This is a genomic window from Acidovorax sp. BLS4 (genome assembly GCF_032929295.1).
GTDB lineage: Bacteria > Pseudomonadota > Gammaproteobacteria > Burkholderiales > Burkholderiaceae_C > Paracidovorax.
Genome location: NZ_CP136797.1, coordinates 818,648 through 840,042, shown reverse-complemented (window position 1 = coordinate 840,042; position 21,395 = coordinate 818,648). Strand labels below are relative to the sequence as shown.

The following is a 21,395-nucleotide window of genomic DNA, read 5'->3' as shown; positions in this document are numbered from 1 at the left end:
CGCCTGCGAGCCCGGTGCGCAGGCCCGTCGAGCCTGCAAACCGGGCCTTCCAGAGCTGGGTACCCGGCAGCCGACCCGCGCTGCAACGCGGCCGTTGCCCTTGGAATCCTGCTGCTCCGCGTGCCATCACGTCAGGCCCCGTCCCCACCAGGTGGGCCTGCCCGCGGCCGCAGGCTCAGAAAGCGTGGCGTACGCCCACGTGCACGGCATCGCTGTTGCCGCTGTCGCCGAGGCCGGCCTGCGACGTCGCGCCCGTCAGCGCGTAGCCTGCGCCGTTGCGGTTCTTCACCTTGCCGTAGTCCGCATACAGCGTGGTGCGCTTGGACAGGGCATAAAGGTAAGCCACGCCGAACTGCGTGGCATCGCGGTTCAGCGGGCCGCGGTCATCCACCTTGACGACCTGCGCGAGCACCGTGCTGGACCCGAACGGTACCGCCACACCCAGAGAGGCGCTGCGGTCGTCCTGCCCGGCGTAGTAGCCCACGGTCGGAATGCCCGCCAACTGCACATTGCCATCGAGTGCCGCATGCACGGCCGGGCTGAGGTCGGCGCCGGGGTTCTTGAATGTCGCGAACGAGCCGAACAGCTTGAAGCCGCCGAAGTTGTAGGCCAGGCTGGAGTTGAGCCAGCGCACCGTGCTCAGGTCCGTGGGATGGCGCAAGGTGGTGTACGCCACCGCGCCGCTGAGCGCCTGGCCGGAATAGAACAACGCGACGGCGGCCTGGTTGGCGGCCTGGGTGCCGCCCGTGGCACTGGTGCGCTCGCCGAAGGAGTACGAGAACTTGCCGATGAATCCGGACAACGACGGCGACTGATACCAGACCGTGTTGTTCGCGCGGCCTGTGGCCGGCTGGATGCCCTGCAGGTTGCCGGCGCCCCCCAAACCGAACGCATCGCCCACGGCCTGCGCCTCGGAGCTGATCGTGGTCACCGTGCGGCCCAGCCGCACCTCGCCGAAGTCGCCCGTGAGGCTGACCAGGGAACCCCGGCCGAAGAACTTGGCACCTGCGCCCTGGTTCTGCCCCGAGCCACCCGTGTCGGAGTTGATGCCCGCCTCCAGCCAGAAGTTGGCACGCAGCCCGCCGCCCAGGTCTTCGGAGCCCCGGAAACCGAACCGCGATCCATTCATGTGCCCGCTGTCCAGCTTGGTGATGCGCCCGCCTGCGCCGGAGGCATAGGCGATGCTGGTGTCGATCAGTCCATAAAGGGTCACGCTGGATGCGGCGGCGGCCATGCCGCCCGCAGGCGTGGTGATCTGGCGCAGTTCTTCTTTCTGCGCCTGTTGCGCCCACGCCGGCGCTTGGCCACAGGCCCAGGCGGCCATGGCGCCCACTAGCACGCGTGATGGCGTGCCCTGGATGCCCCGGCGAATACGGCCGGCTGTTTTGTTGAATATTTCCGACATCGAATGTCTCCTCACGCAGCAATATGAATCGCCACCCGCCAGGGTTGGCACATGACCGGCCACCCACAGCAAAACCATTAATTACCTGTCGACCGGTTAAAAAATGGTAAGAAAAAATCCTATTGATTTCAATGACCTACATAGCAATTGCAGGGTATGCACCGATCGATTACGGGTATTCACCGACCATCAAAGAAACCCATCCGGAAATTCAAAAAATCCAGCGCCAATGGCCCGGATTATTTATCCAGGCCATTATTGAAACCCAACGAAAATCAGGCGTCGAAATTATCCATCGGGTAATCCAGACAGCAGTGCATACCATGCATCCGCCGGCTTGTGCGCGCCCACAGGCATGCGCACGCCGAAGCGCTGCGCATCGGTGCCCGGGGCGGCGGGCGCCTCGCGGATCCAGTCGTAGACCACGGTGCGGGCCGCCACGCGCCATTGGCCCGCGCGGCGCTCGAAGCGGTCGATGTAGCGGCCGCACAGAAAGGTCTCGGCGGCCTCCCCCTGGGCGCTGGTACCCGTCTGGAAGGCCTGGAAGTAGCTCTCCACCGCGGCCTGCTCGCCCCGCAGTTCGATCGCGATATTGCCCAGCAGGTGCACCATCCGGCCGCCCCCCGGCAGCTTGTCCAGGGCCCAGTCGATGAATCCCTCCGCACTGCCCTGGTAGGGGCCGTGGCGGTCGGTAGCGTCGGGCCAGTAGGCGCTGCGCAGGGCCTCCGCATCGCAGCGGTCGATGCCCCGGCTGTAGCGGTACAGGCATTCGCGGATGGCATCCTTGTCGGCCAGGGCTTGCCACCCGGCCTCCAGCGCCGTCAGGCGCGCTTCAATGGGTGCCATGGGAGTCCCCTGGCGCGGAAGCGCGCACGGCGATCACAGCATCCAGGCAGGCGGCGCCCTGCACACGCACCACCAGCGGGTTGATGTCGATGCTCTCGATCTGGTCAGCATGAGAGAAGGCGAATTCCGACAGCCTGCACAGCGCGTCGGCCAGGGCCTGTTCGTCGTACTGCGGACCGCCGCGCCAGCCGCGCAGCAACTGTGTGGAGCGCACGCGCTCCATCAGCGCCCGGGCCCGCTGCGGCGTGAGCGGTGCCGACGCGAAGGCCACGTCCTTGAACAGCTCCACGGCCGTGCCGCCCGAGCCAAACATCACCATGGGTCCGAAGGTCGGGTCCCGGTGGATGCCGGCGATCAGTTCCACGCCCCCCTTGAGCATGGGCGCCACCAACACGCCATCGAGCCGGGCATCGGGCCGGGCCGATTGCGCGCGCTGCATCAGCGCGGCAAAGCCTTCGGCCACCGCCTGCGCGTCTGGCAGGTTCAGCAGCACGCCGCCCACTTCGGTCTTGTGCACGATGTCGGGCGAGACGATCTTGGCCACCACGGGGTAGCCCATGGCGGAGGCCGCCTCGGCAGCCTCCGTGGCGCTGCGGCAGATCCGCTCGGGCAGCACGGGCAGGCCCGCGGCCGCCAGCGCACGCTTGGCGCCGTCTTCGGTGGCCACGTTCCCCAGTGGTGCGGAAGGCCCGGTCGGCGGGGGCGGCAGGTGCAGGGCGCTCCGGCGCTTGTGCACGTGGGCCAGCGCCGCCACGGCCTGCACGGCGCGCGACGGGTCTTCGAACACGGCGATGCCGTGCTGTTCCAGCGTCGCATTCACCTCGGGACGCGAGAGCATGACGAGCACCAGCAGCCGGTGCGGATGGCGCTGCTTGAGCGCGATCAGCTCGGCCTGCGTGGCCGCGAAGCGCTGTGGCGACAGGCCCACATGCGCCAGGTAGGCGAACACGGTGCCGTAGCCGGCCTGGTCCAGCATCAGTGCCACGGTGCGCGGCACGCCCTGCGGCACGGCGGTCACCTGCGCCGTCATGTCCAGCGGGTTGCTGGCCACGGCGAACGGCAGCAGCTCCAGCGCCGCGGCCCGCGCGGCGGCCGGCAGCGGCGACAGCTGCAGCCCGCGCTCGCCCGCGTCGTCGGCCATCAGGATGCCGATGCCACCCGAGCCGGTGACCACGCCGACATCGGTGTTCTGCGGCAGCCGGCCCGTGGTGGAGTGCAGGTAGGCGATGTCGAGCATCTCCTCGATCGAAGCGGCGCGCCAGGCGCCGCACTCCTCGAACACCGTGGCGTACACCGCGTCGTCGCCGGCCAGCGAGCCGGTGTGCGTGGATGCGGCGGCCGCGCCCAGTTCCGTGCGCCCCACTTTCATGATGACCACGGGCTTGCCGGCATGCGCGGCCTTGAGCAGAGCGGCGCGCAGGCGATCGCCATCGCGGCAGGACTCGAGCGCCGCGCAGATGACGCGCGTATCGGGGTCGTCCACGAGGTAGTCGATGCACTCGGCGACATCCACGTCCGCCTCGTTGCCCGTGGCCACGATCTTGCTGAAGCCCAGGCCGCGCAACGATGCCGCGCCGTAGGCGGCCGAGCCGAAGGCACCGCTCTGTGTGGCCAGGGCGATGGGGCCGGGGCGCGGCTTTAAGCCATTGAGCGCCGTGGAGAAGGTGGCAAAGAAGCGCGTGGGCACGTTCAGCAGGCCCAGGGAGTTGGGGCCGACCATGCGCACCCCGGCATCGCGGCACAGGCCCACGATGCGGTCCTGCAGCGCGCGTCCCTCGGCGTCCACCTCGGCGAACCCGGCCGTGAGCACCTGGATGGCCTTCACGCCCTTGGCGATGCTGTCACGCACCGCCGCCTCCACGCCCGCCACGGGCACGCAGATGATGGCGTGGTCCACCGGGTGCGGGATGTCGCGCACGCTGGCGTAGGCCGGCAGGCCCTGGATGGTGTCGCCGCTGCGGTTGACGGGGTACAGCGGCGCCTCGAAGCCCCCTTCGAGCATGAAACGCAGCGGCCTGCCGCCGATGCGTTCGGGGTCCGACGAGGCGCCCACCAGGGCGACCGACGTGGGGTGGAACAGCGGGTGCAACGAATGCATGGGAAAGCGTCCTTCTGTACGGGGTCTCTGTCTGGTCGGTTCGGAAGGCTGGCGTGGCCAGGGCGGCTCAGTGCAGCGCGGGCCGCGCCAGGCGGTCCAGGTGCGCGAAGCGATCGCCCCATTGCAGGCTGCAGGCCAGCGCGTGCATGGCCAGACGCGCCGCGGGCAGTTCGCGCGACATGCCGATGCCCCCGTGCAGCTGGATCGCGGACTCGGCCACCTGGCGCCCCGTGACGGACAGGTAGAGCTTGACCAGCGCGATGTCGCGCGGCGAGCCGCTGGCGGAGCCCTCACACAGGTCCAGCACCTGCCGGCGCACCATGCCGCGCACGTTCTCGTAGGCCACGTACATCTCCACCACGCGGTGGCGCAGCGCCTGGAACGTGGCCAGCGCCACGCCGAACTGCACGCGCGTGGTGAGGTACTCGATGGTCTGCTCGATCATCGCGCCGATAGCGCCCACGGTCTGGGCGCAGGCCAGCAGGCCACCGACCGCGCTGGCGCGCTCCACGCGGGTGCACACGTCCTCGCCCTGCGCCAGCACGCTGGACGCCGCCAGCGTGACGCCGGTCAGGGCGATGTCGGCCGTCTGACGCCCGTCGATGCCCAGCCAGGTACTGGCGTGGCCCGGCACCGCATCGCGCGGTGCCAGCACCAGCAGCGGCTGGCCATCGTCCTGTATGGCGACGAACACGAAGTGCGTGGCGGGCTCGGTCAGGTCGGCGCCATGCAGGCGGCCGTTGAGCGTGAGGCGATCGCCATCGCGCACGGCAGCCAGGGGCACCGGGCCCATGTCCAGCACGGGGCAGACCGAGGCCTCGCCCGCGGCCATGGCCCGCAGCACGTTGCTGGCGCCCGGCAGGCCGGCCAGCAGCAGGGGCACCACGGCGCAGCGCGCGGCCAGGGGCTGCGCCAGGGCATGCCGGCCCGCGGCTTCGGCGATGGCGGCCACATCGCCCAGCGAGGCGCCGGCACCGTCGTGCGTCTCGTCAATCAGCACCCCCTGCCAGCCCAGCTGCAGGAACTGGTTCCATGTCTCGCTGGGCTCCTGGGATTCGAAGGTCTCTGCCACGGGCGCCGCAGCGGCCACGCGGGAGGTGGTGTCATAGAGGTCGCCGGGGAACATCGGCGTGGCGTGGAATGTCATGGGTCAGGCTCCGAAAAGGTCGCGGGCGATCACGTTCTTCTGCACTTCGCTGGTGCCCCCGGCGATGGTGCGCGAGCGGTAGAACAGGTAGGTGTGGATGAGTTGGCGCAGGGGGTCGTCTGAATCGCCCGCCACTTCCTGCCCTGTGGCCGCGACCGTGTCGACCAGGCGCGCGGCGTACTCGGGGCCGGCGATGTCCAGCGCGATGCCGATGAGCTGCTGGGACAGGTCCGAGCAGTAGAGCTTGAGCGCCGACGATTTCGAGGCTGCCAGCGTGCCTTGCATCTCCTCCTGGATGGCGCTCAGCAGCATCTCGCGCGCGCCCGCCACGCCGGCCTGGGCCAGGTACAGGCGTTCGAGCAGCACATGCTGGCTCGCGCTGGGCGCCGATCCGCCAGCGCCGCGCGCGCGCAGCAGTTCCCTGACCTGCTCGGCCAGCCGGGCCAGGCGCGGCACCGTCGCGGGCGAGAGCCGCTCGCGGTCGAGCAGGAACTTGGCGCATTTCCAGCCCTCGCCTTCCACGCCCAGGAGGTTGGCGACAGGCACGCGCACGTCGTGGAGGAACACCTCGTTGACGTGGTGCCAGTGGTCGATCGTGGGGATGGGCCGCACCTCGATGCCCGGCGTGTCCATGGGCACGAGCAGCAGCGAAATGCCGGCTTGTTTGCGCCCTTCGTTCGACGTGCGCACCAGCGTGTACATCATGTCGGCCTCCTGCGCGTGCGAGGTCCATATCTTCTGGCCGTTGATCACGTAGTGGTCGCCGTCACGCACCGCCGCCGTCTTGAGCGACGCCAGGTCGGAGCCCGCGCCGGGTTCGGAGTAGCCCTGGCACCACCACTCGCTGCCGTCCAGGATGCGCGGCAGAAAGCGCGCCTTCTGCTCGGGCGTTCCGAAGTGCATGATTACCGGGCCGATGTGGCCCAGGCCGTGGTGGTACTGGGGCGGGCAGTCGGCCTGCGCGGTGACCTCCTCGAACAGATAGCGCTGCTGCAGGTCCCAGCCCGTGCCGCCGTATTCCACCGGCCAGTTGGGCGCACCCCAGCCGCGCGCGAAGAGCTTTTCCTGCCAGATGCGGTACTCGTTGCGAGTGACCTTCTGGTTGTTGCGAACGACCTCCTTCAGGGCCGACGGGCATTCGGACTCGGCAAACTGGCGCAGTTCCTCGCGGAAGGCATCGTAGGGGTCGAGGGTGTGCGATGAAGGGAGGGAGATCGTCATGGTGCTTGGAAGTGCTGGGGCGCTAGCCCCGGTTCATTGCAGAAAAGAAGGAAGCCACAGCCCTGGACCATGCGGTAGAAGGCCGCGGCGTGGCAGCTGCGCGCGCAAGCGGGGTGGAGGCCACGGCACGCATCAATCCAGTTGAATGTTGCGTTCACGGAAAACGGGGGCCCAGCGCTCGCTCTCCGCGCGCAGGTAGGCCGCGAAGGCCTCCAGGTCTAGGTTGCGGGGCTCGACACCGGCACGCTCCACGGCCTCGCGCGCGGCGGGCTGCTCCAGAACCTGGCGCAATTCGGCATGCAGCCATCGCTGCAATGCCGGCGCAGTGGATGCCGGCAGGAAAAAGCCGAACCAGCCCCCTGCAGTGAAATGGGCCAGCTCCGGCACGCCGGACTGGGCAATGGGCAACAACTCGGGCGCCCGGGCCAGCGGGGCGGTGCTCGCAACACCCAGCGCCCGCAGCCGTCCGCTGCGCACATGGGACAACGACGCCACCGAATCGAACATGGCATGCACTTGCCCGCCCAGCAGATCGTTCAGCGCGGGCCCATTGCCGCGGTAAGGCACATGCACGATGTCCATGCCCGTGAGGGACGCCAGCAGTTCTGCGGCGATGTGCGGACTGGATCCGTTGCCGGACGAAGCGAACACCAGCTTGCCCGGGTGTGCCTTGCCGTACACCACCAACTCGGCCACCGACGTCACGGGCAGGTGCGTGCTCACGTACAGGACGCTGGGCGTATCGCCCACCATGGCGAGGGGAGCCAGGGCGCGTGGATCGTAAGGCAGCTGTTTCATCAACAGCGGATTGGCGATGTAGCCGAATGCCGTGAGCAGCAGCGCATGGCCATCGCCCGGCGCGCGCGCCACCACCGCCGTGCCGATGGTGCCGCCCCCGCCGTTGCGGTTGTCGACCACCACTGGCCGGGACCACCGCGCCGAGAGGGCCGACGCGATCGGGCGTGCCAGGTTGTCCGTCAGGCCTCCAGCGGCGTAAGGCACGACGATCTGGACGGGCCTGGCCCCCACCAGTCCCTCAGCGCCCACCACGCCTTGCGCCCGCGCCTGGGCACAGGCCAGGCCTGCACTCCAGGGCAACAAGAGGAAATGGCGTCGGTCAGTGCGCATGGGTAGACTCCTGCGAAAAGTCTACTAAACGGCCGGCAAGTAAATGAACAGGGAAAACCCGCGCCACGCGCCAGGAAGGCCAGAAACGAACAAGCCGCCCCGGCGCAGGCCGGGGCGGCTTGGGGGGTGCCCGGGAGAAGGTGGCGCGCTTTACTGCAGCAGGCCGCCGAACGCCATGTCGAGGTACTGCTCGATCACCTGCCGGGTGGTAAGGCGACCTCCGGGCGAATGCCACCGCGCGATGTGGTTCAGCATGGACAGCAGCATGCGCCCGGCCATGGCCGGGTCCACCGCACGGAACTGCCCTGCCGCGATGGCCTGCGCGATGCTGTCGCGCAGCAGGTGTTCGTACTCGTCGCGCAGATAGACGGCCATGGCACGCGGGTCAACCGCGCTGCCGGACCAGAAGGCGTTGGAGCCAGCGATCCAGGAATGGCGGCTGCGGTCGAGGAAGTCGGCCGACGACTGCATGAACAAGCGCACCTTGTCGACCGGCGTGGCGCCCTCGGCCATCGCCTCGCGCACGGAGTCCACCAGCGCCTGCATGGATTCCAGCACGATGCGCTCGTAGAGCGCTTCCTTGTTGGGAAAGTGGTAGTACAGCGCCGCCTTGGTGATCTTGGCCTCTTCGGCGATGTCACGCAGCGAAGTGCCCTCGTACCCGCGCTGCGCAAACAGGCGGCATGCAATGTCGATGAGCTGTTCCTGCCGGGTGTCGGAGCGGGTCGTGGGCGTAGTGTCGACGGGGTCGTTCGCCGAAGCGGCTGGACGGTTTGCCATAGGGGGAGGCCTCCTCTCTTTTGTAGTTCTGGCACCCGGCCGGGCGGCGGATCGGCGCCACCCCGGTGCCACAAACCCCTCGCATCGCTGCGATGGGGATGGTGTCTTGCAGCCTCCATTTTGCAGCAGCGTCCTGGGCGCAGGCCCGGCTGCTCTCTGTGTCCATCAGCGGCCCACGTAAACCGGAGCGCGCTTTTCCAGGAAGGCGCGCTGGGCCTCCTTGGCATCCTCCGTCTTGGACAACGCGACGGTGTTGCCCTGCTCGTAGCGATAGGCATCGCGCGATGGCATCAACTGCGTCAGTCGCGCGGCCTCCTTGGCCAGCCGCAGCGCAATGGGGCTCTTGGATGCGATCTCGCGCGCCAGGTCCATCGCGTAGGGCATCAGCTCCTCTGCAGGCAGGCAGGCCTCCACCAGGCCCAGGCGATAGAGTTCGGCGCCACTGACCTTCATGCCGGTGAAGAACATGCGACGTGCGCGTGAACGGCCGAACACCTCCTGCAGGAAAGTCACGCCCCCTGCGAGCCCTACGTTGATCTCAGGCATCGACACATAGCAGTCTTCGGAAGCCACCCAGATGTCAGAGGCCATCACCAGACCGAAGCCCGCACCCATGGCGGGCCCGTTGATGGCCGCGATGACGGGCTTGGAGCATTCGACAACTGCGTAGAACGATTCGCGCACCAGCCGGTTGTGGCGGCCGTAAGCGCCCGCGGTCGCGCCGAGGTTGGGGCGCTCGCGGATGTCGGCACCTGCGGAAAAAACTTTGCCTGCGCCGGTCAGCACCACGACCGAGACGTCCTCCCAATCCGACAATTCATCGAATACCTGCGTGATCTCGGCACGCAGCTCCGCGTTCTGGGCATTGACCGGTGGCCGGTTCAGCGTCACGACGGCGATGCGGTCCTGCACCGCGAGTTGCAAGGTCTGGAAGTCCATATATCTCCTTGTGTGGCATGAAATCTCGCCACGGCCAAAACACTGCAATCCATTTTTTACCTGCCGGGCGGTAATTGAACTTTCGGAGAAATCCGCAGGGCACGCAAGCAGGCGACTACGGAAAAACCGGCAGATTTGTCCCGGCAGCGACATGGCAGTCCAGATCATGCTCAACACCCACATAACCTCATGCCTTTTTTGCATGAAAGTAATGCCTGTCTGACAGACAGGCGCGGGTGGGATTCATAAAATCGTCATCCCAGCCGACCCGCGGACCCTGCAGCTCTCGCCGCACTCCCCGCCCGCCGACTGAGCATCCAGCCGTTTTTTCAAAGGCAGCGCTCAGAAGACCCATGCGCAGGCCCCCACGTCGCGCCGCTCGTCGGCAGCTTCCTTTGAAAAAACTGTTTTTCAACTTCAGGAAGCTCCCGATGAACGCACCCACCATGCAAGGCCTGGATCTCAAAGCCCCCGCCTACGTCAAAAACGCCCGCCTGCTCGCCTGGGTGGCCGACATGGCCGTCCTCTGCAAGCCCGACGCCATCTACTGGTGCGACGGTTCCCAGGAAGAGTACGACCGCCTCTGCCAGCAACTGGTCGATGCCGGCACGTTCCAGAAACTCAATCCCGCCAAGCGCCCTGGCAGCTACCTTGCCTGGTCTGACCCGAGCGACGTGGCCCGCGTGGAAGACCGCACCTACATCTGCTCCGCCCAGAAGGAAGATGCCGGCCCCACCAACAACTGGATGGCACCGGCCGAGATGCGCGCCACGCTGCAGCCGCTGTTCGACGGCTGCATGAAGGGCCGCACCATGTACGTGGTGCCGTTCAGCATGGGCCCGCTGGGCTCGCCCATCGCACACGTGGGCATCGAACTGTCCGACAGCCCCTACGTCGCCGTGAACATGAAGATCATGACCCGCATGGGCCGTGCCGTGTACGACGTGCTGGGCATGGAAGGCGACTTCGTGCCCTGCGTGCACACCGTGGGCGCCCCGCTGCAGGCCGGCCAGAAGGACGTGTCCTGGCCTTGCAACAAGACCAAGTACATTGTGCACTACCCCGAAACGCGCGAGATCTGGTCGTATGGCTCGGGCTACGGCGGCAACGCGCTGCTGGGCAAGAAGTGCTTCGCGCTGCGCATCGCTTCCACCATGGGCCGCGACCAGGGCTGGCTGGCTGAGCACATGCTGATCCTGGGTGTCTCGAACCCCGAAGGCAAGAAGTACCACGTGGCCGCCGCCTTCCCGAGCGCCTGCGGCAAGACCAACTTCTCCATGTTGGTTCCACCCAAGGCGTTCGAAGGCTGGAAGGTCACCACCATCGGCGACGACATCGCCTGGATCAAGCCCCAGGCCGATGGCAGCCTGCGCGCCATCAACCCCGAAGCCGGCTATTTCGGCGTGGCCCCGGGCACGAACTACCACACCAACCCCAACTGCATGGCCAGCCTGGACAAGAACGTGATCTTCACGAATGTCGCGCTGACCGACGATGGCGACGTGTGGTGGGAAGGCATGGAAAAGGACACCGGCAAGCTGCCCGACCACCTGATCGACTGGCAAGGCAAGGACTGGACGCCCCAGATCGCCAAGGAAACCGGCGCCAAGGCCGCACACCCCAACGCGCGCTTCACCGTGGCTGCCACCAACAACCCCGCGCTCGACGAAGCCTGGGACGACCCCAAGGGCGTGAAGATCGACGCGTTCATCTTCGGCGGCCGCCGCTCCACCACCGTGCCGCTGGTGACCGAAGCCCGCAACTGGACGGAAGGCGTCTACATGGCAGCCACCATGGGCTCCGAGACGACGGCCGCTGCCGCCGGCCAGCAGGGCGTGGTGCGCCGCGACCCGTTCGCCATGCTGCCCTTCATGGGCTACAACATGAGCGACTACTTCCAGCACTGGCTGAACATGGGCGAAAAAATCGCGGCCGCCGGCGCACAACAACCGAAGATCTACACCACCAACTGGTTCCGCAAGGGCGACGATGGCAAGTTCGTCTGGCCCGGCTATGGCGACAACATGCGCGTGCTCAAGTGGATGATCGACCGCATCGAAGGCCAGGCCAGCGGTCAGGACACGCCGATCGGCACCGCCCCCCAGTACGGCGAGATCAACTGGACGGGCATCGAATTCACCCCGGCGCAGTTCGACACGGTCACCCGCATCGATGCCGCCGCCTGGGCCGACGAACTGAAGCTGCACACGGCCCATTTCGATCAACTGGCCTACCACCTGCCTGCCGCATTGCTCGACACGAAGGCCGCGCTGGAAAAGCGTCTGGCTGGCTGATCCCTTCGCGCACGGGGTTTGGTGGCGCCACGCCACCGAATGGCCGTTCGATGTAAAGCGCCTGGTCCGCACAGCGGCCCGGGCGCTTTTTCGTGGTGGCACAGATCACCTTCCAATTAAAAGTCATTATCATTTAGACCGTTCTTTCGGCTAAATTCGCAGGCGGCCAACCCTGACCGGGCATCGCACCGCACACGTCCCCACCGCCCCGTCTTCGCATGGGACCGACAATGCCGCTGCAACTCCCGGTTCGCCGGGTTGCGCACCGGCTTCCTGCGCCCGCGGCGCTGGCACTCTTCTCCCCTCGACGGGCCCGACATGGTTGAAATGGTTTCTGAGCGGATGCCGGCGGCATCCACACGCCGTCTCTGGCTGCGGCTGCTGGGCTGCGTGGTGCTGGTGTTGCTGGCCTGGGTGGCGTGGTATCTCATATGGCGCCAACCTGCGCTGCAGGAAACGGGGCCCAGTCCCTGGAGCGGACCCATTCCGGTGCGCCTCGTGGGTGTGCAGCGGCAGGCCATGGACGAGCAGATCAAGGCCATCGGCACCGTGACTGCGCTGCAAAGCGTGACCGTGCGCAGCCGCGTGGACGGCCAGTTGGCGCGCGTGCTGTTCCAGGAGGGCCAGGAGGTGCGGCGTGGCCAGGTGCTGGCCGAGATCGACCCCGCGCCCTTCCGCGTGAAGCTGGCACAGGCCGAGGGCCTGCAGCAGCAGATGCAGGCGCAACTGCAAAGCGCGGAGCGCGACGTGGCGCGCTACCGCACGCTGCTGCAGCAGGACTCCATCGCGCGGCAGCAGCTGGAAACCCAGGAAGCCCTGGTGGCCCAACTGCGCGGCAGCCTGGCGACTGCGCGCGCCCAGGTGCAGGAGGCCCAGTTGCAGCTGTCGTACACGCGGATCGAGGCCCCAGTGGCCGGCCGTCTGGGCATGCGGCGGGTCGATGCGGGCAATCTGGTCGCGACGGCCGATGCCCAGGGCCTGGTGTCCATCACGCAGACGCACCCCATCACAGTGCTGTTCGCCATTCCCGAAACCCAGCTGCCGGCCGTACGTGCCGGCGCACGCGGTGCCCGGCCCCTGGTGGTGCAGGCTTGGGACCGCGCCGAAGCCGCCCTGCTGGGAACCGGGCGGCTGACCACCCTGGACAACCAGATCGACACGGCCACCGGCACCTTGCGGCTCAAGGCCCAGTTCGACAATGCCGACGACGCGCTTTTTCCCAACCAATTCGTCAACGTGCGGCTGAAAGTGCGCACGCTGGAGAATGCCCTCGTTGTGCCGGCGGATGCGGTTCAGCACGGCAGCCAGGGGCCCTACGTGTACACCGTGCGGGACGGTAAAGCCGTGCTGCGCCGCGTGGCGCTGGGTGCCAGCGATGGCGAGCGCCTGGTCGTGACCCAGGGCTTGGCCGAAGGCGATTCCGTCGTGCTGGAAGGGCTGGATCGCCTGCGGGACGGCATCGACGTGGCGCAGGTGGTGGATGGCGAGCCCCCTCAGACCGCGCATAAGCTGCAGCAGCGCGCAAAAGCGCAGGCCGCGGCAGCTTCCACCTCCGCCAGCACGGCGCGCTGATGGCGCTGCACCGCAACGCCCGAACCACCGCCGCCCTGGTACTGCCGCCGCCATGAATCTTTCGCGCCCGTTCATCCTGCGCCCGGTGGCGACGCTGCTGCTCATGCTGGCGTTGCTCATCGCAGGGGCGATCGCCTGGCGCCTGCTGCCGGTAGCGGCGCTGCCGCAGGTGGACTACCCCGTCATCCAGGTGTTCACCTTCCACCCGGGCGCCAGCCCGGATGTCACGGCCCGTGCCATCACCGCGCCGCTGGAGCGCCGGCTCGGGCAGATCCCGGGGCTGCGGCAAATGTCGTCCACCAGCTCCAGCGGTGCCTCGGTCATCACGCTGCAGTTCATGCTGGACGCGGACCTGGCCGTGGGCGAGCAGAACGTGCAGTCCGCGCTCAACACCGCGGCCAGCCTGCTGCCCGCCGACCTGCCCGCACCGCCGATCTACCGCAAGGTGAACCCGGCCGACGCGCCCATCCTCACCCTGGCCATCACCTCGACGAGCCTGCCGCTGCACGAGGTGCACGACCTCGTGGAAACGCGCATGGCGCAAAAGCTCGCGCAGCTGTCGGGCGTGGGTCTGGTGAGCCTGGCCGGCGGTCACCGCCCGGCTCTGCGGGTGCGGGTCAACCCCACGGCGTTGGCGGCGCAGCAACTGGGCATGGAAGACGTGCGCCGGGCGATCGCGGGCGCCAATGCCAACCAGCCCAAGGGCAGCTTCGACGGCCCGTACCGCACCACCTTGCTGGACGCGAACGACCAGATCACCTCGCCGGACGCCTACCGCCGGCTCATCGTCGCCTGGCGCACTCCCACCGGCACGGTGGCGTCCAACCCGGCCGTCGCCGGCACGGGCACTGCGCCGCCGGGCGCTCCGATCCGCCTGGGCGACGTGGCCACCGTCGAATCCGGCCCGGAAGATCGCTTTCTGGCCGCATGGGCCGACCGGCAGCCGGCCGTGCTGCTCAACGTGCAGCGGCAACCGGGTGCCAACGTGATCGACGTCGCCGACCGGGTGCGTGCCCTGCTGCCCCAGCTCACCGCCACCCTGCCCGCCGCCGTGGACGTGGCGCTGCTCACCGACCGCACGCAGAGCATCCGCGCCTCGGTGCGCGACGTGCAGCTCGAGCTGGTGTTCGCGGTGGGTCTGGTCGTGCTGGTGACCTTCCTGTTCCTGCGCAGCGCCACGGCCACCTTCATTCCGGGCGTGGTGGTGCCGCTGTCGCTGGTGGGCACCTTCGGCGTGATGTATCTGCTGGGCTTTTCGGTCAACAACCTGAGCCTGATGGCGCTCACCATCGCCACGGGCTTCGTGGTGGACGATGCCATCGTCATGCTGGAGAACATCGCGCGCCACCGCGAGCAGGGCTTGCCGCCGCTGCAGGCAGCGCTCAAGGGCGCGTCGGAGATCGGGTTCACCCTGGTCTCGCTCACCGTGTCGCTGGTGGCCGTGCTGATTCCGCTGCTGTTCATGCGCGACGTGGTCGGGCGGCTGTTCCACGAGTTCGCACTCACGCTGGCCGTGGCCATCGGAATCTCGCTGCTGGTATCGCTCACGCTCACGCCGATGATGAGCGCCCGGCTGCTCAAGGCCCCCCTGCACGCGCCGCCCGGCGAAGGCAAGGGCACGGGCTTCATGGACCGCGTGCTCGAACGCTATGGCCGCGCGATCGATGCGGTGCTCGCGCACCAGGGCCTGACGATGCTGGCGATGCTGGCCACGTTGGTCCTCACCGTCCTGCTCTACCTGGCCGTGCCCAAGGGATTCTTTCCGGTGCAGGACAGCGGGGTGGTCCAGGTGGTGACCGAGGTGGCGCCCGACAGCTCGTTCACCGTGGTGTCGCAGCGCCAGCAGGCGCTGGCCGACGCACTGCTGCAGGAGCCGGATGTGGCGAGCCTTTCGTCCTTCGTGGGGGTGGACGGCAGCAATGCCTCGCTCTCCAGCGGGCGCATGCTCATCAACCTGCGCGCCCATGGAGAACGGCAGGCCAGTGCCCGCGCCATCCTGGACAGCCTGCGCGCCCGCGCGCGCCAGGTGGGCGGCATCACGGCCTGGTTCCAGCCGGTGCAAGAACTCTCCATCGAAGACCGCGTGAGCCGCACGCAGTACCTGTTCACCCTCACCACGCCGGACCCGGCATTGCTCGACACCTGGGTGCCCCGCCTGGTGGAGCGGCTGCGCGCCCGCGCCGAACTGGCGGACGTGGCCAGCGACCTGCAGCAACAGGGCCGGCAGGCGCACGTGGAGGTGGACCGCGACGCCGCCGCGCGCCTGGGCCTCACCGTGGCCGACATCGCCACCGCCTTGCAGAACGCCTATGCGCAGCGGCAGATCGCCACGCTGTTCACCCAGGCCAGCCAGTACCGCGTGGTGCTGGAGGTCGATCCGCGCCACGCACGCGGGCTGGATGCGTTGCAGACCACGTTCGTGTCCACGCCGTCCGGGCGCAGCGTGCCGCTGGCGGCCGTGGCGCGCATCACCCAGCAGCCAGCGCCGCTGCAGGTCCTGCAGCAAGGCCAGTTTCCGGCGGCCACGGTGTCGTTCAACCTGGGCGCGGGCCACTCGCTCGGGGCGGCCGTGGCGGCCATCGAACGGGAGCTTGCGGCCACCGGCCTGCCGCCCCAGATCGAGACGCGCTTTCAGGGCGCGGCCGAGGCGTTCCGAGCATCGCTGTCCAACACGCTGTGGCTGGTGCTGGCAGCGGTGGTCACCATGTACATCGTGCTCGGGGTGCTTTACGAAAGCACCATCCACCCCATCACCATCCTCTCCACGCTGCCCTCGGCCACCGTCGGCGCGCTGCTGGCCCTGCTCGTCAGCGGCCGCCCGCTGGACCTGATCGCGGTGATCGGCATCGTGCTGCTCATCGGCCTGGTGAAGAAGAACGGGATCATGATGGTGGACTTCGCCCTGGATGCGCAGCGCCGCCTCGGGCTGCCCGCGCACGAGGCCATCCGGCGTGCCGCGCTGCTGCGCCTGCGCCCCATCCTCATGACGACGCTGGCCGCCCTGGTGGGCGCGTTGCCCCTCATGCTCGCACAGGGCTCGGGCGCGGAGTTGCGCCAGCCGCTGGGCATCGTGATGGTGGGCGGGCTGGTGGTCAGCCAGGTGCTCACGCTCTTCACCACCCCCGTGGTGTATCTGTATTTCGACCGGCTGGGCCAGCGGCTTTCGCGCCGCCGTGCGGCCTGGCAGGACGGCACGGCGGGCAGCGGGCCATGAACCTGGCGCGCCTGTGCATCCGCCGCCCGGTGGCCACCTCGCTGCTGTCGCTGGCGCTGGTGCTGATGGGCCTGCTGGCCTGGCGGCTGCTGCCGGTGGCGGCGCTGCCGCAGGTGGACTACCCCGTCATCCGCGTGAGCGCCAGCCTGCCCGGCGGCAGCCCCGAAAGCATGGCCGCCACCGTGGCCGCCCCGCTGGAGCGCGCCCTCGGTGCGATTGCCGGCGTGGCGGCCATCTCGTCCAGCAGCAACCAGGGCACGACGGAGGTGAAGCTCGAATTTGTGCTGGGCCGCGACCTGGATGCGGCCGCGCGCGACGTGCAGGCGGCGATCAACGCCGTGCGCAGCCAGTTGCCGGCGGGCATGAAGGGCAACCCGACCTTCCGCAAGATCCAGTCGTCCCAGCGGCCCATCGTGGTGCTGGCGCTGTCGTCGCCGGACCTGGCGCCCTCGGCGCTGTACGACGCCGCCTCCACGATCCTGGCGCAGAAGATCGCGCAGGTGCCGGGTGTGTCCGATGTCTCGGTCGGGGGCGCCTCGCTGCCGGCGGTGCGGGTGCAGCTCGATCCGGGCGCCCTGGCGCACCAGGGGCTGTCGCTGGACGAGGTGCGGTCGGCCATCGTGCGGGCCGGCTCGGTGCAGCCCCTGGGCGCGGTGGAAGAAGGCGCCCGCCACTGGCCCCTGGCGCTGGATGGCGCGCCGGCCCGCGCGGCCGACTACACGTCGCTCGTGGTGCGCTGGGCCGAGAACGCGCCAGTGCGCCTGTCCGACGTGGCGCGGGTGACCGACTCCACCGAGAACCGCTACAGCAGCGGCTTTCACAACGAGCGCGATGCCGTCATCCTGCAGGTGCGGCGCCAGCCCGGCGCCAATACGGTGGCGACCGTGGACGCGATCCGTGCGCAGCTGCCCTACCTGCGCACGCTGGTGCCTGCGAGCGCGCGGCTGGACATCGTCGTCGAGCGTTCGCAGGGCATCCGGGCCACGCTGCGCGAGGCGCATCTCACGCTCGCTCTGTCGGTGGCGCTGGTGGTGGCCGTGGTGGCGGCCTTTCTCGGGCGGCTGCGCACGGCGCTCATTCCCACCGTGGCGATCCCGGTGTCGCTCATCGGCACGTTCACGGTGATGTACCTGGCGGGCTTTTCGCTCAACAACCTGTCGCTCATGGCCCTCATCGTGGCGGCCGGCCTGGTGGTGGACGACGCGATCGTGGTGCTGGAGAACGTGGAGCGCTACATCGAACGCGGCATGACGCCGTTGCGCGCCGCGCTGCGCGGCGCGGGCGAGGTGGGTTTCACGCTGGTGGCGATGACCCTCGCCCTCGTGGTGGTCTTCGTCTCGATCCTGTTCATGGGCGGCGTGGTGCAGCGGCTGTTCCGCGAGTTCTCCATCACGCTGGCGGCGGCGGTGGTGATCTCGCTGGTGGTGTCCCTGACGCTCACGCCCGTGCTGTGCGCCTATGGGCTGCGCGGGCAGCGCAGCGCACGCCAGGCACAGGCGCGGCATGCCTGGACCGCTCGCGTGGGGGCCGCCAGCGCCGCGATGCTGGCCGACCTGCGCCACGGCTACGACCGCAGCCTGGGCTGGGCGCTGCGCCACAGCTTCTTGGTGCTGCTCGCCTTCCTGGCCGTGGTGGGCGTGAACGTGTGGCTCTACCAGTCGCTGCCCAAGATCATGATGCCGCGTCAGGACACCGGCATCGTCCACGCTTTCATCCGCGGCGACGATGGCTTTTCGTTCCAGGTCATGCAGCCCAAGATCGAGGCCTACCGCCGCCTGCTGCTGGCCGACCCGGCCGTGGCCCACGTGGCCGGCACCAGCGGCGGCAGCGGCAGCATCGCCAACAGTTTTTTCATCGTCAGCCTCAAACCCCTGGCGGAGCGTGGCGGCGAGCCGACGCAAGCCGTGGTCAACCGGCTTCGCGAGAAGGCGCCAGCCGTGCCAGGCGGGGTGCTGAGCCCCAGCATCGAGCAGGACATCCAGATCGGCGGCGTGTCGTTCGGCGAGGCCGATACGGCCGTCATCCTGCGCTCGGGCGAAGTTCGCTCGCTGCGCACCTGGGCCCGGAAGGTGTCGCTGGCCATGGGCGAGGCACCGGAATTCACCGACGTGCAGGCCGTGAGCGACGGTGGCGCGCAGCAGGTGGTGGTGGACATCGACCGCGAGGCCGCGCAGCGGCTGGGGGTGGACATGCAGGCCGTGGCGTCCGTGTTGAACAACTCCTACGCCCAGCGCCAGGTGACCACGCTGTACGACCGGCTCAACCAGTACCGCGTGGTGATGGAGGTGGACCCGCGCTTCACTTCGCAGCCGCAATCGCTGGCGCAGATGCAGGTGCTCACCCCGAACGGATCGCGCGTGCCGCTCACGGCCTTTGCCACGTGGCGCTACGGGCTGGCGGAGGACCAGGTGTGGCACGACGCGCTGTTCGCGTCGATGTACATCGGCTACAGCCTCGCCCCCGGCGTGACGCAGGAGCAGGGCCAGCGTGCAATCAACACCGTGATGGCGCGCGTCATGCTGCCCGCCTCGGTGCACCTGGCACCGTCCGGGGAAGACGCGGCACGGTCCAGCGCGGTGCGCTCGCAGCCCTGGCTCATCCTGGGCGTGGTGCTGGCCGTGTACCTGGTGCTTGGGGTGCTGTACGAGAGCCTGGTGCACCCGCTCACGATCCTCTCCACCGTCCCGTCGGCGGGCGTTGGCGCGCTGCTGGCGTTGTGGCTGACCAACACCCCGTTCAGCCTCATGGCGCTGCTGGGGCTGTTTCTGCTCATCGGCGTGGTCATGAAGAACGCCATCCTGATGATCGACTTCGCGCTCGACGCCCAGCGCCGCGAGGGGTTGCCGCCACAACAGGCGATCCGCCGTGCGGCGGCGCTGCGGCTGCGCCCGATCCTGATGACCAATCTGGCAGGCCTGCTCGGCGCGCTGCCCCTGGTGCTCGGCACTGGCGAAGGCTCCGAGCTGCGCCGGCCGCTGGGCCTGGCCATCATGGGGGGGCTGGCGGTCAGCCAGTTGCTCACGCTGTACACCACCCCTGTCATCTATTACGGCCTGGAGCGCTGGCGCCAGCGGTGGCTGGCAAGGGGTGGGGAGCCCGTACCCGGCGCGCCATGAAAAAGAAAAAGGGCGCCTGGTGAGGCGCCCTTGATGGGGAGACTTCGCGGCCGGTCCGGCCGCCGATCTCAGTAGTAGCGGCGGATGTTGTCCACCGCGATGCCGTTCATGGCACGGCTCAGGTCGGCCATGATGCGGGCGTCGTACAGTGCGGCGTTCCAGGTCTTTTCGTCTTCGGCTTCACGGCGGCGGGCTTCGGCCCAGGCCTTGTAGCCGGAGCGCAACACAGCGCTGGCGCGGCGGGCGGGACCGGCCAGCAGGGCCAGCGCGGCGAAGGCGATCACCCACATGACCATCCAGGCGGCCAGCATGTGGCCTTCGGCGCGGGTGTCGACCACTTGGTTGGCAACCACCAGCACGGCGGCCACGACGGCGGCCAGCAGGAGGGAGGATGCGCCCCGTGCGCCGTCCAGGCTGGCGGCAGCGCCCTTCAGGGAAGCGGCGAAGCGCTCTGCGCGCTGCACGCCGGGGTGTTCGGTGCGGTATTCGATGTGTACAAAATTTGCCATGATGAGGACCCTTTTCAGACGCTTTTGGCGAAATTGCCGGGCGAATGGGTGAATCTTAGGGTTTACCCCATGGCTGTTCCACTTTATATTTTGAATCTCAGTCATTCACTGAAGTGATGGTTCAACATGCTGCCTCTCAACTTCCGCTCGCTTGACCTGAACCTGCTGCGCGTGTTCGATGAGGTGATGACCGAGCGCAACCTCACCCGTGCGGCGCACAAGCTGTCGCTCACCCAGCCGGCCGTGAGCAACGCGCTGCGGCGCCTGCGCGAGGTGCTGGGCGACGACCTGGTGGTGCGCAGCGGGCAGGGCGTGCAGCCCACGCCCCGGGCGCTCACGCTGTGGCCGCCGGTGCGGCAGGCCTTGGCGCAATTGCAACAGTCGCTGGCGCCGGGGGATTTCGACCCTGCCACCGCCAGTTCTACGTTCGTGCTGGCCATGGCCGACGCCACGGGCGCCACGCTGATCCCGCCGCTGGTGGAAATCATCGAGCGCGAGGCGCCCGGGGTGTCCGTGCGCGTGGTGCCGCTCACCACGCGCGACCCGCGCAGCATGCTGGACGACGAATCCGCCGACATGGCCGTGGGCTACTTCCCCGCGGTGATGGCCGACCTGACCGCGCGCGCCCAGACCGACAGCGTGGTGGCCTTCGAAAGCGTGCGCCTGTACGACGGCGAATACGTGTGCGTGATGCGCCACGGCCACCCGCTCGCCCAGGTGCCGATGACGCTCGACCTGTACTGCAGCGCGCGCCACTTGCTGGTGAGCTTTTCCGGCAAGCCCTACGGCTTCATCGACGAGGCGCTCACCGCGCTGGGCCGCGAGCGGCGCATCGTGCTCACGGTGAACCAGTTCTTCACCGCTGGGCGCGTGGTGACCACCACCGACCTGCTCACCGTGCTGCCGCGCCACTTCGTGGGCGTGGCCAGCATCGCCGGCGAACTGGTGTGGCGCCCGCTGCCCATGCCGCTGCCCACGGTGCATGTCGATGCGCTGTGGCACCGCCGCCGCCTGCACGATGCGGCCCACCGCTGGCTGCGGGGCGCGATGGCGCGCTCGGCCCTGCCCACGGCCCGGCGCCCTCCCGTGGCCTGACGGCGGCACCGCGCCAGCCTCCACAATCGGC

14 protein-coding genes are annotated in these 21,395 nt (G+C 68.5%); 5 read left to right on the top strand and 9 right to left on the bottom strand.

The window, feature by feature from the left end:
• Positions 1–175: 175 nt before the first annotated feature.
• From R1Z03_RS03980 to R1Z03_RS03945, 8 genes are all read right to left on the bottom strand, one after another.
• Positions 176–1,405 (bottom strand): porin, encoded by a 1,230-nt coding sequence (locus R1Z03_RS03980; RefSeq protein ID WP_317357063.1) that lies wholly within the window; start codon positions 1,403–1,405, stop codon positions 176–178.
• A gap of 288 nt (positions 1,406–1,693) precedes the next feature.
• Positions 1,694–2,251, bottom strand: coding sequence for a nuclear transport factor 2 family protein (locus tag R1Z03_RS03975; protein WP_317357061.1), 558 nt, complete (start codon positions 2,249–2,251; stop codon positions 1,694–1,696).
• A complete protein-coding gene (locus R1Z03_RS03970) occupies positions 2,238–4,349 on the bottom strand; it encodes an acetate--CoA ligase family protein (RefSeq protein WP_317357059.1) in 2,112 nt (703 codons plus the stop codon). The genes R1Z03_RS03975 and R1Z03_RS03970 overlap by 14 nt, the downstream gene beginning before the upstream one ends.
• A gap of 67 nt (positions 4,350–4,416) precedes the next feature.
• On the bottom strand, positions 4,417–5,496 hold the full coding sequence (locus R1Z03_RS03965; RefSeq protein ID WP_317357057.1) for an acyl-CoA dehydrogenase family protein: 1,080 nt from the start codon (positions 5,494–5,496) through the stop codon (positions 4,417–4,419).
• A gap of 3 nt (positions 5,497–5,499) precedes the next feature.
• Entirely contained in the window at positions 5,500–6,717 is a 1,218-nt protein-coding gene (locus tag R1Z03_RS03960) for an acyl-CoA dehydrogenase family protein (RefSeq protein ID WP_317357055.1), read from the bottom strand.
• A 132-nt stretch (positions 6,718–6,849) separates the two neighbouring features.
• Positions 6,850–7,845, bottom strand: a complete 996-nt coding sequence (locus R1Z03_RS03955; protein WP_317357054.1) for a tripartite tricarboxylate transporter substrate binding protein — start codon at positions 7,843–7,845, stop codon at positions 6,850–6,852.
• Positions 7,846–7,995: 150 nt separating this feature from the next.
• A complete protein-coding gene (locus R1Z03_RS03950) occupies positions 7,996–8,625 on the bottom strand; it encodes a TetR/AcrR family transcriptional regulator (protein WP_317357053.1) in 630 nt (209 codons plus the stop codon).
• 165 nt (positions 8,626–8,790) lie between these two features.
• Positions 8,791–9,564 carry an enoyl-CoA hydratase/isomerase family protein gene (locus R1Z03_RS03945; RefSeq protein WP_317357051.1) on the bottom strand — a complete coding sequence of 258 codons (774 nt, stop codon included), beginning with the start codon at positions 9,562–9,564 and terminating at the stop codon, positions 8,791–8,793.
• 431 nt (positions 9,565–9,995) lie between these two features.
• Between R1Z03_RS03945 and R1Z03_RS03940 the strand changes: the two genes are divergently transcribed.
• The 4 genes from R1Z03_RS03940 (at position 9,996) to R1Z03_RS03925 (ending at position 19,760) form a co-directional block, all read left to right on the top strand.
• Positions 9,996–11,858, top strand: coding sequence for a phosphoenolpyruvate carboxykinase (GTP) (locus R1Z03_RS03940; protein ID WP_317357048.1), 1,863 nt, complete (start codon positions 9,996–9,998; stop codon positions 11,856–11,858).
• A gap of 318 nt (positions 11,859–12,176) precedes the next feature.
• Positions 12,177–13,430, top strand: coding sequence for an efflux RND transporter periplasmic adaptor subunit (locus tag R1Z03_RS03935; RefSeq protein WP_317357046.1), 1,254 nt, complete (start codon positions 12,177–12,179; stop codon positions 13,428–13,430).
• A gap of 52 nt (positions 13,431–13,482) precedes the next feature.
• Complete coding sequence (locus tag R1Z03_RS03930; RefSeq protein WP_317357044.1) at positions 13,483–16,644, top strand: efflux RND transporter permease subunit; 3,162 nt, start codon at positions 13,483–13,485, stop codon at positions 16,642–16,644.
• Positions 16,641–19,760 (top strand): efflux RND transporter permease subunit, encoded by a 3,120-nt coding sequence (locus R1Z03_RS03925; protein ID WP_317357042.1) that lies wholly within the window; start codon positions 16,641–16,643, stop codon positions 19,758–19,760. Before R1Z03_RS03930 ends, R1Z03_RS03925 begins: the two co-directional genes overlap by 4 nt.
• 68 nt (positions 19,761–19,828) lie before the next feature.
• Here R1Z03_RS03925 and R1Z03_RS03920 read toward each other — a convergent pair whose 3' ends face one another.
• On the bottom strand, positions 19,829–20,269 hold the full coding sequence (locus R1Z03_RS03920) for a hypothetical protein (RefSeq protein ID WP_272566134.1): 441 nt from the start codon (positions 20,267–20,269) through the stop codon (positions 19,829–19,831).
• A 126-nt stretch (positions 20,270–20,395) separates the two neighbouring features.
• Here R1Z03_RS03920 and R1Z03_RS03915 point away from each other — a divergent pair, with 126 nt between their 5' ends.
• A complete protein-coding gene (locus R1Z03_RS03915; protein ID WP_284430404.1) occupies positions 20,396–21,364 on the top strand; it encodes a LysR family transcriptional regulator in 969 nt (322 codons plus the stop codon).
• Positions 21,365–21,395 lie beyond the last annotated feature (31 nt).

Bases quoted from the DNA above. Each gene is read 5' to 3' on its own strand.
- R1Z03_RS03980 (WP_317357063.1), bottom strand. From the start codon at position 1,405: ATGTCGGAAATATTCAACAAAACAGCCGGCCGTATTCGCCGGGGCATC.
- R1Z03_RS03975 (WP_317357061.1), bottom strand. From the start codon at position 2,251: ATGGCACCCATTGAAGCGCGCCTGACGGCGCTGGAGGCCGGGTGGCAA.
- R1Z03_RS03970 (WP_317357059.1), bottom strand. From the start codon at position 4,349: ATGCATTCGTTGCACCCGCTGTTCCACCCCACGTCGGTCGCCCTGGTG.
- R1Z03_RS03965 (WP_317357057.1), bottom strand. From the start codon at position 5,496: ATGACATTCCACGCCACGCCGATGTTCCCCGGCGACCTCTATGACACC.
- R1Z03_RS03960 (WP_317357055.1), bottom strand. From the start codon at position 6,717: ATGACGATCTCCCTCCCTTCATCGCACACCCTCGACCCCTACGATGCC.
- R1Z03_RS03955 (WP_317357054.1), bottom strand. From the start codon at position 7,845: ATGCGCACTGACCGACGCCATTTCCTCTTGTTGCCCTGGAGTGCAGGC.
- R1Z03_RS03950 (WP_317357053.1), bottom strand. From the start codon at position 8,625: ATGGCAAACCGTCCAGCCGCTTCGGCGAACGACCCCGTCGACACTACG.
- R1Z03_RS03945 (WP_317357051.1), bottom strand. From the start codon at position 9,564: ATGGACTTCCAGACCTTGCAACTCGCGGTGCAGGACCGCATCGCCGTC.
- R1Z03_RS03940 (WP_317357048.1), top strand. From the start codon at position 9,996: ATGAACGCACCCACCATGCAAGGCCTGGATCTCAAAGCCCCCGCCTAC.
- R1Z03_RS03935 (WP_317357046.1), top strand. From the start codon at position 12,177: ATGGTTGAAATGGTTTCTGAGCGGATGCCGGCGGCATCCACACGCCGT.
- R1Z03_RS03930 (WP_317357044.1), top strand. From the start codon at position 13,483: ATGAATCTTTCGCGCCCGTTCATCCTGCGCCCGGTGGCGACGCTGCTG.
- R1Z03_RS03925 (WP_317357042.1), top strand. From the start codon at position 16,641: ATGAACCTGGCGCGCCTGTGCATCCGCCGCCCGGTGGCCACCTCGCTG.
- R1Z03_RS03920 (WP_272566134.1), bottom strand. From the start codon at position 20,269: ATGGCAAATTTTGTACACATCGAATACCGCACCGAACACCCCGGCGTG.
- R1Z03_RS03915 (WP_284430404.1), top strand. From the start codon at position 20,396: ATGCTGCCTCTCAACTTCCGCTCGCTTGACCTGAACCTGCTGCGCGTG.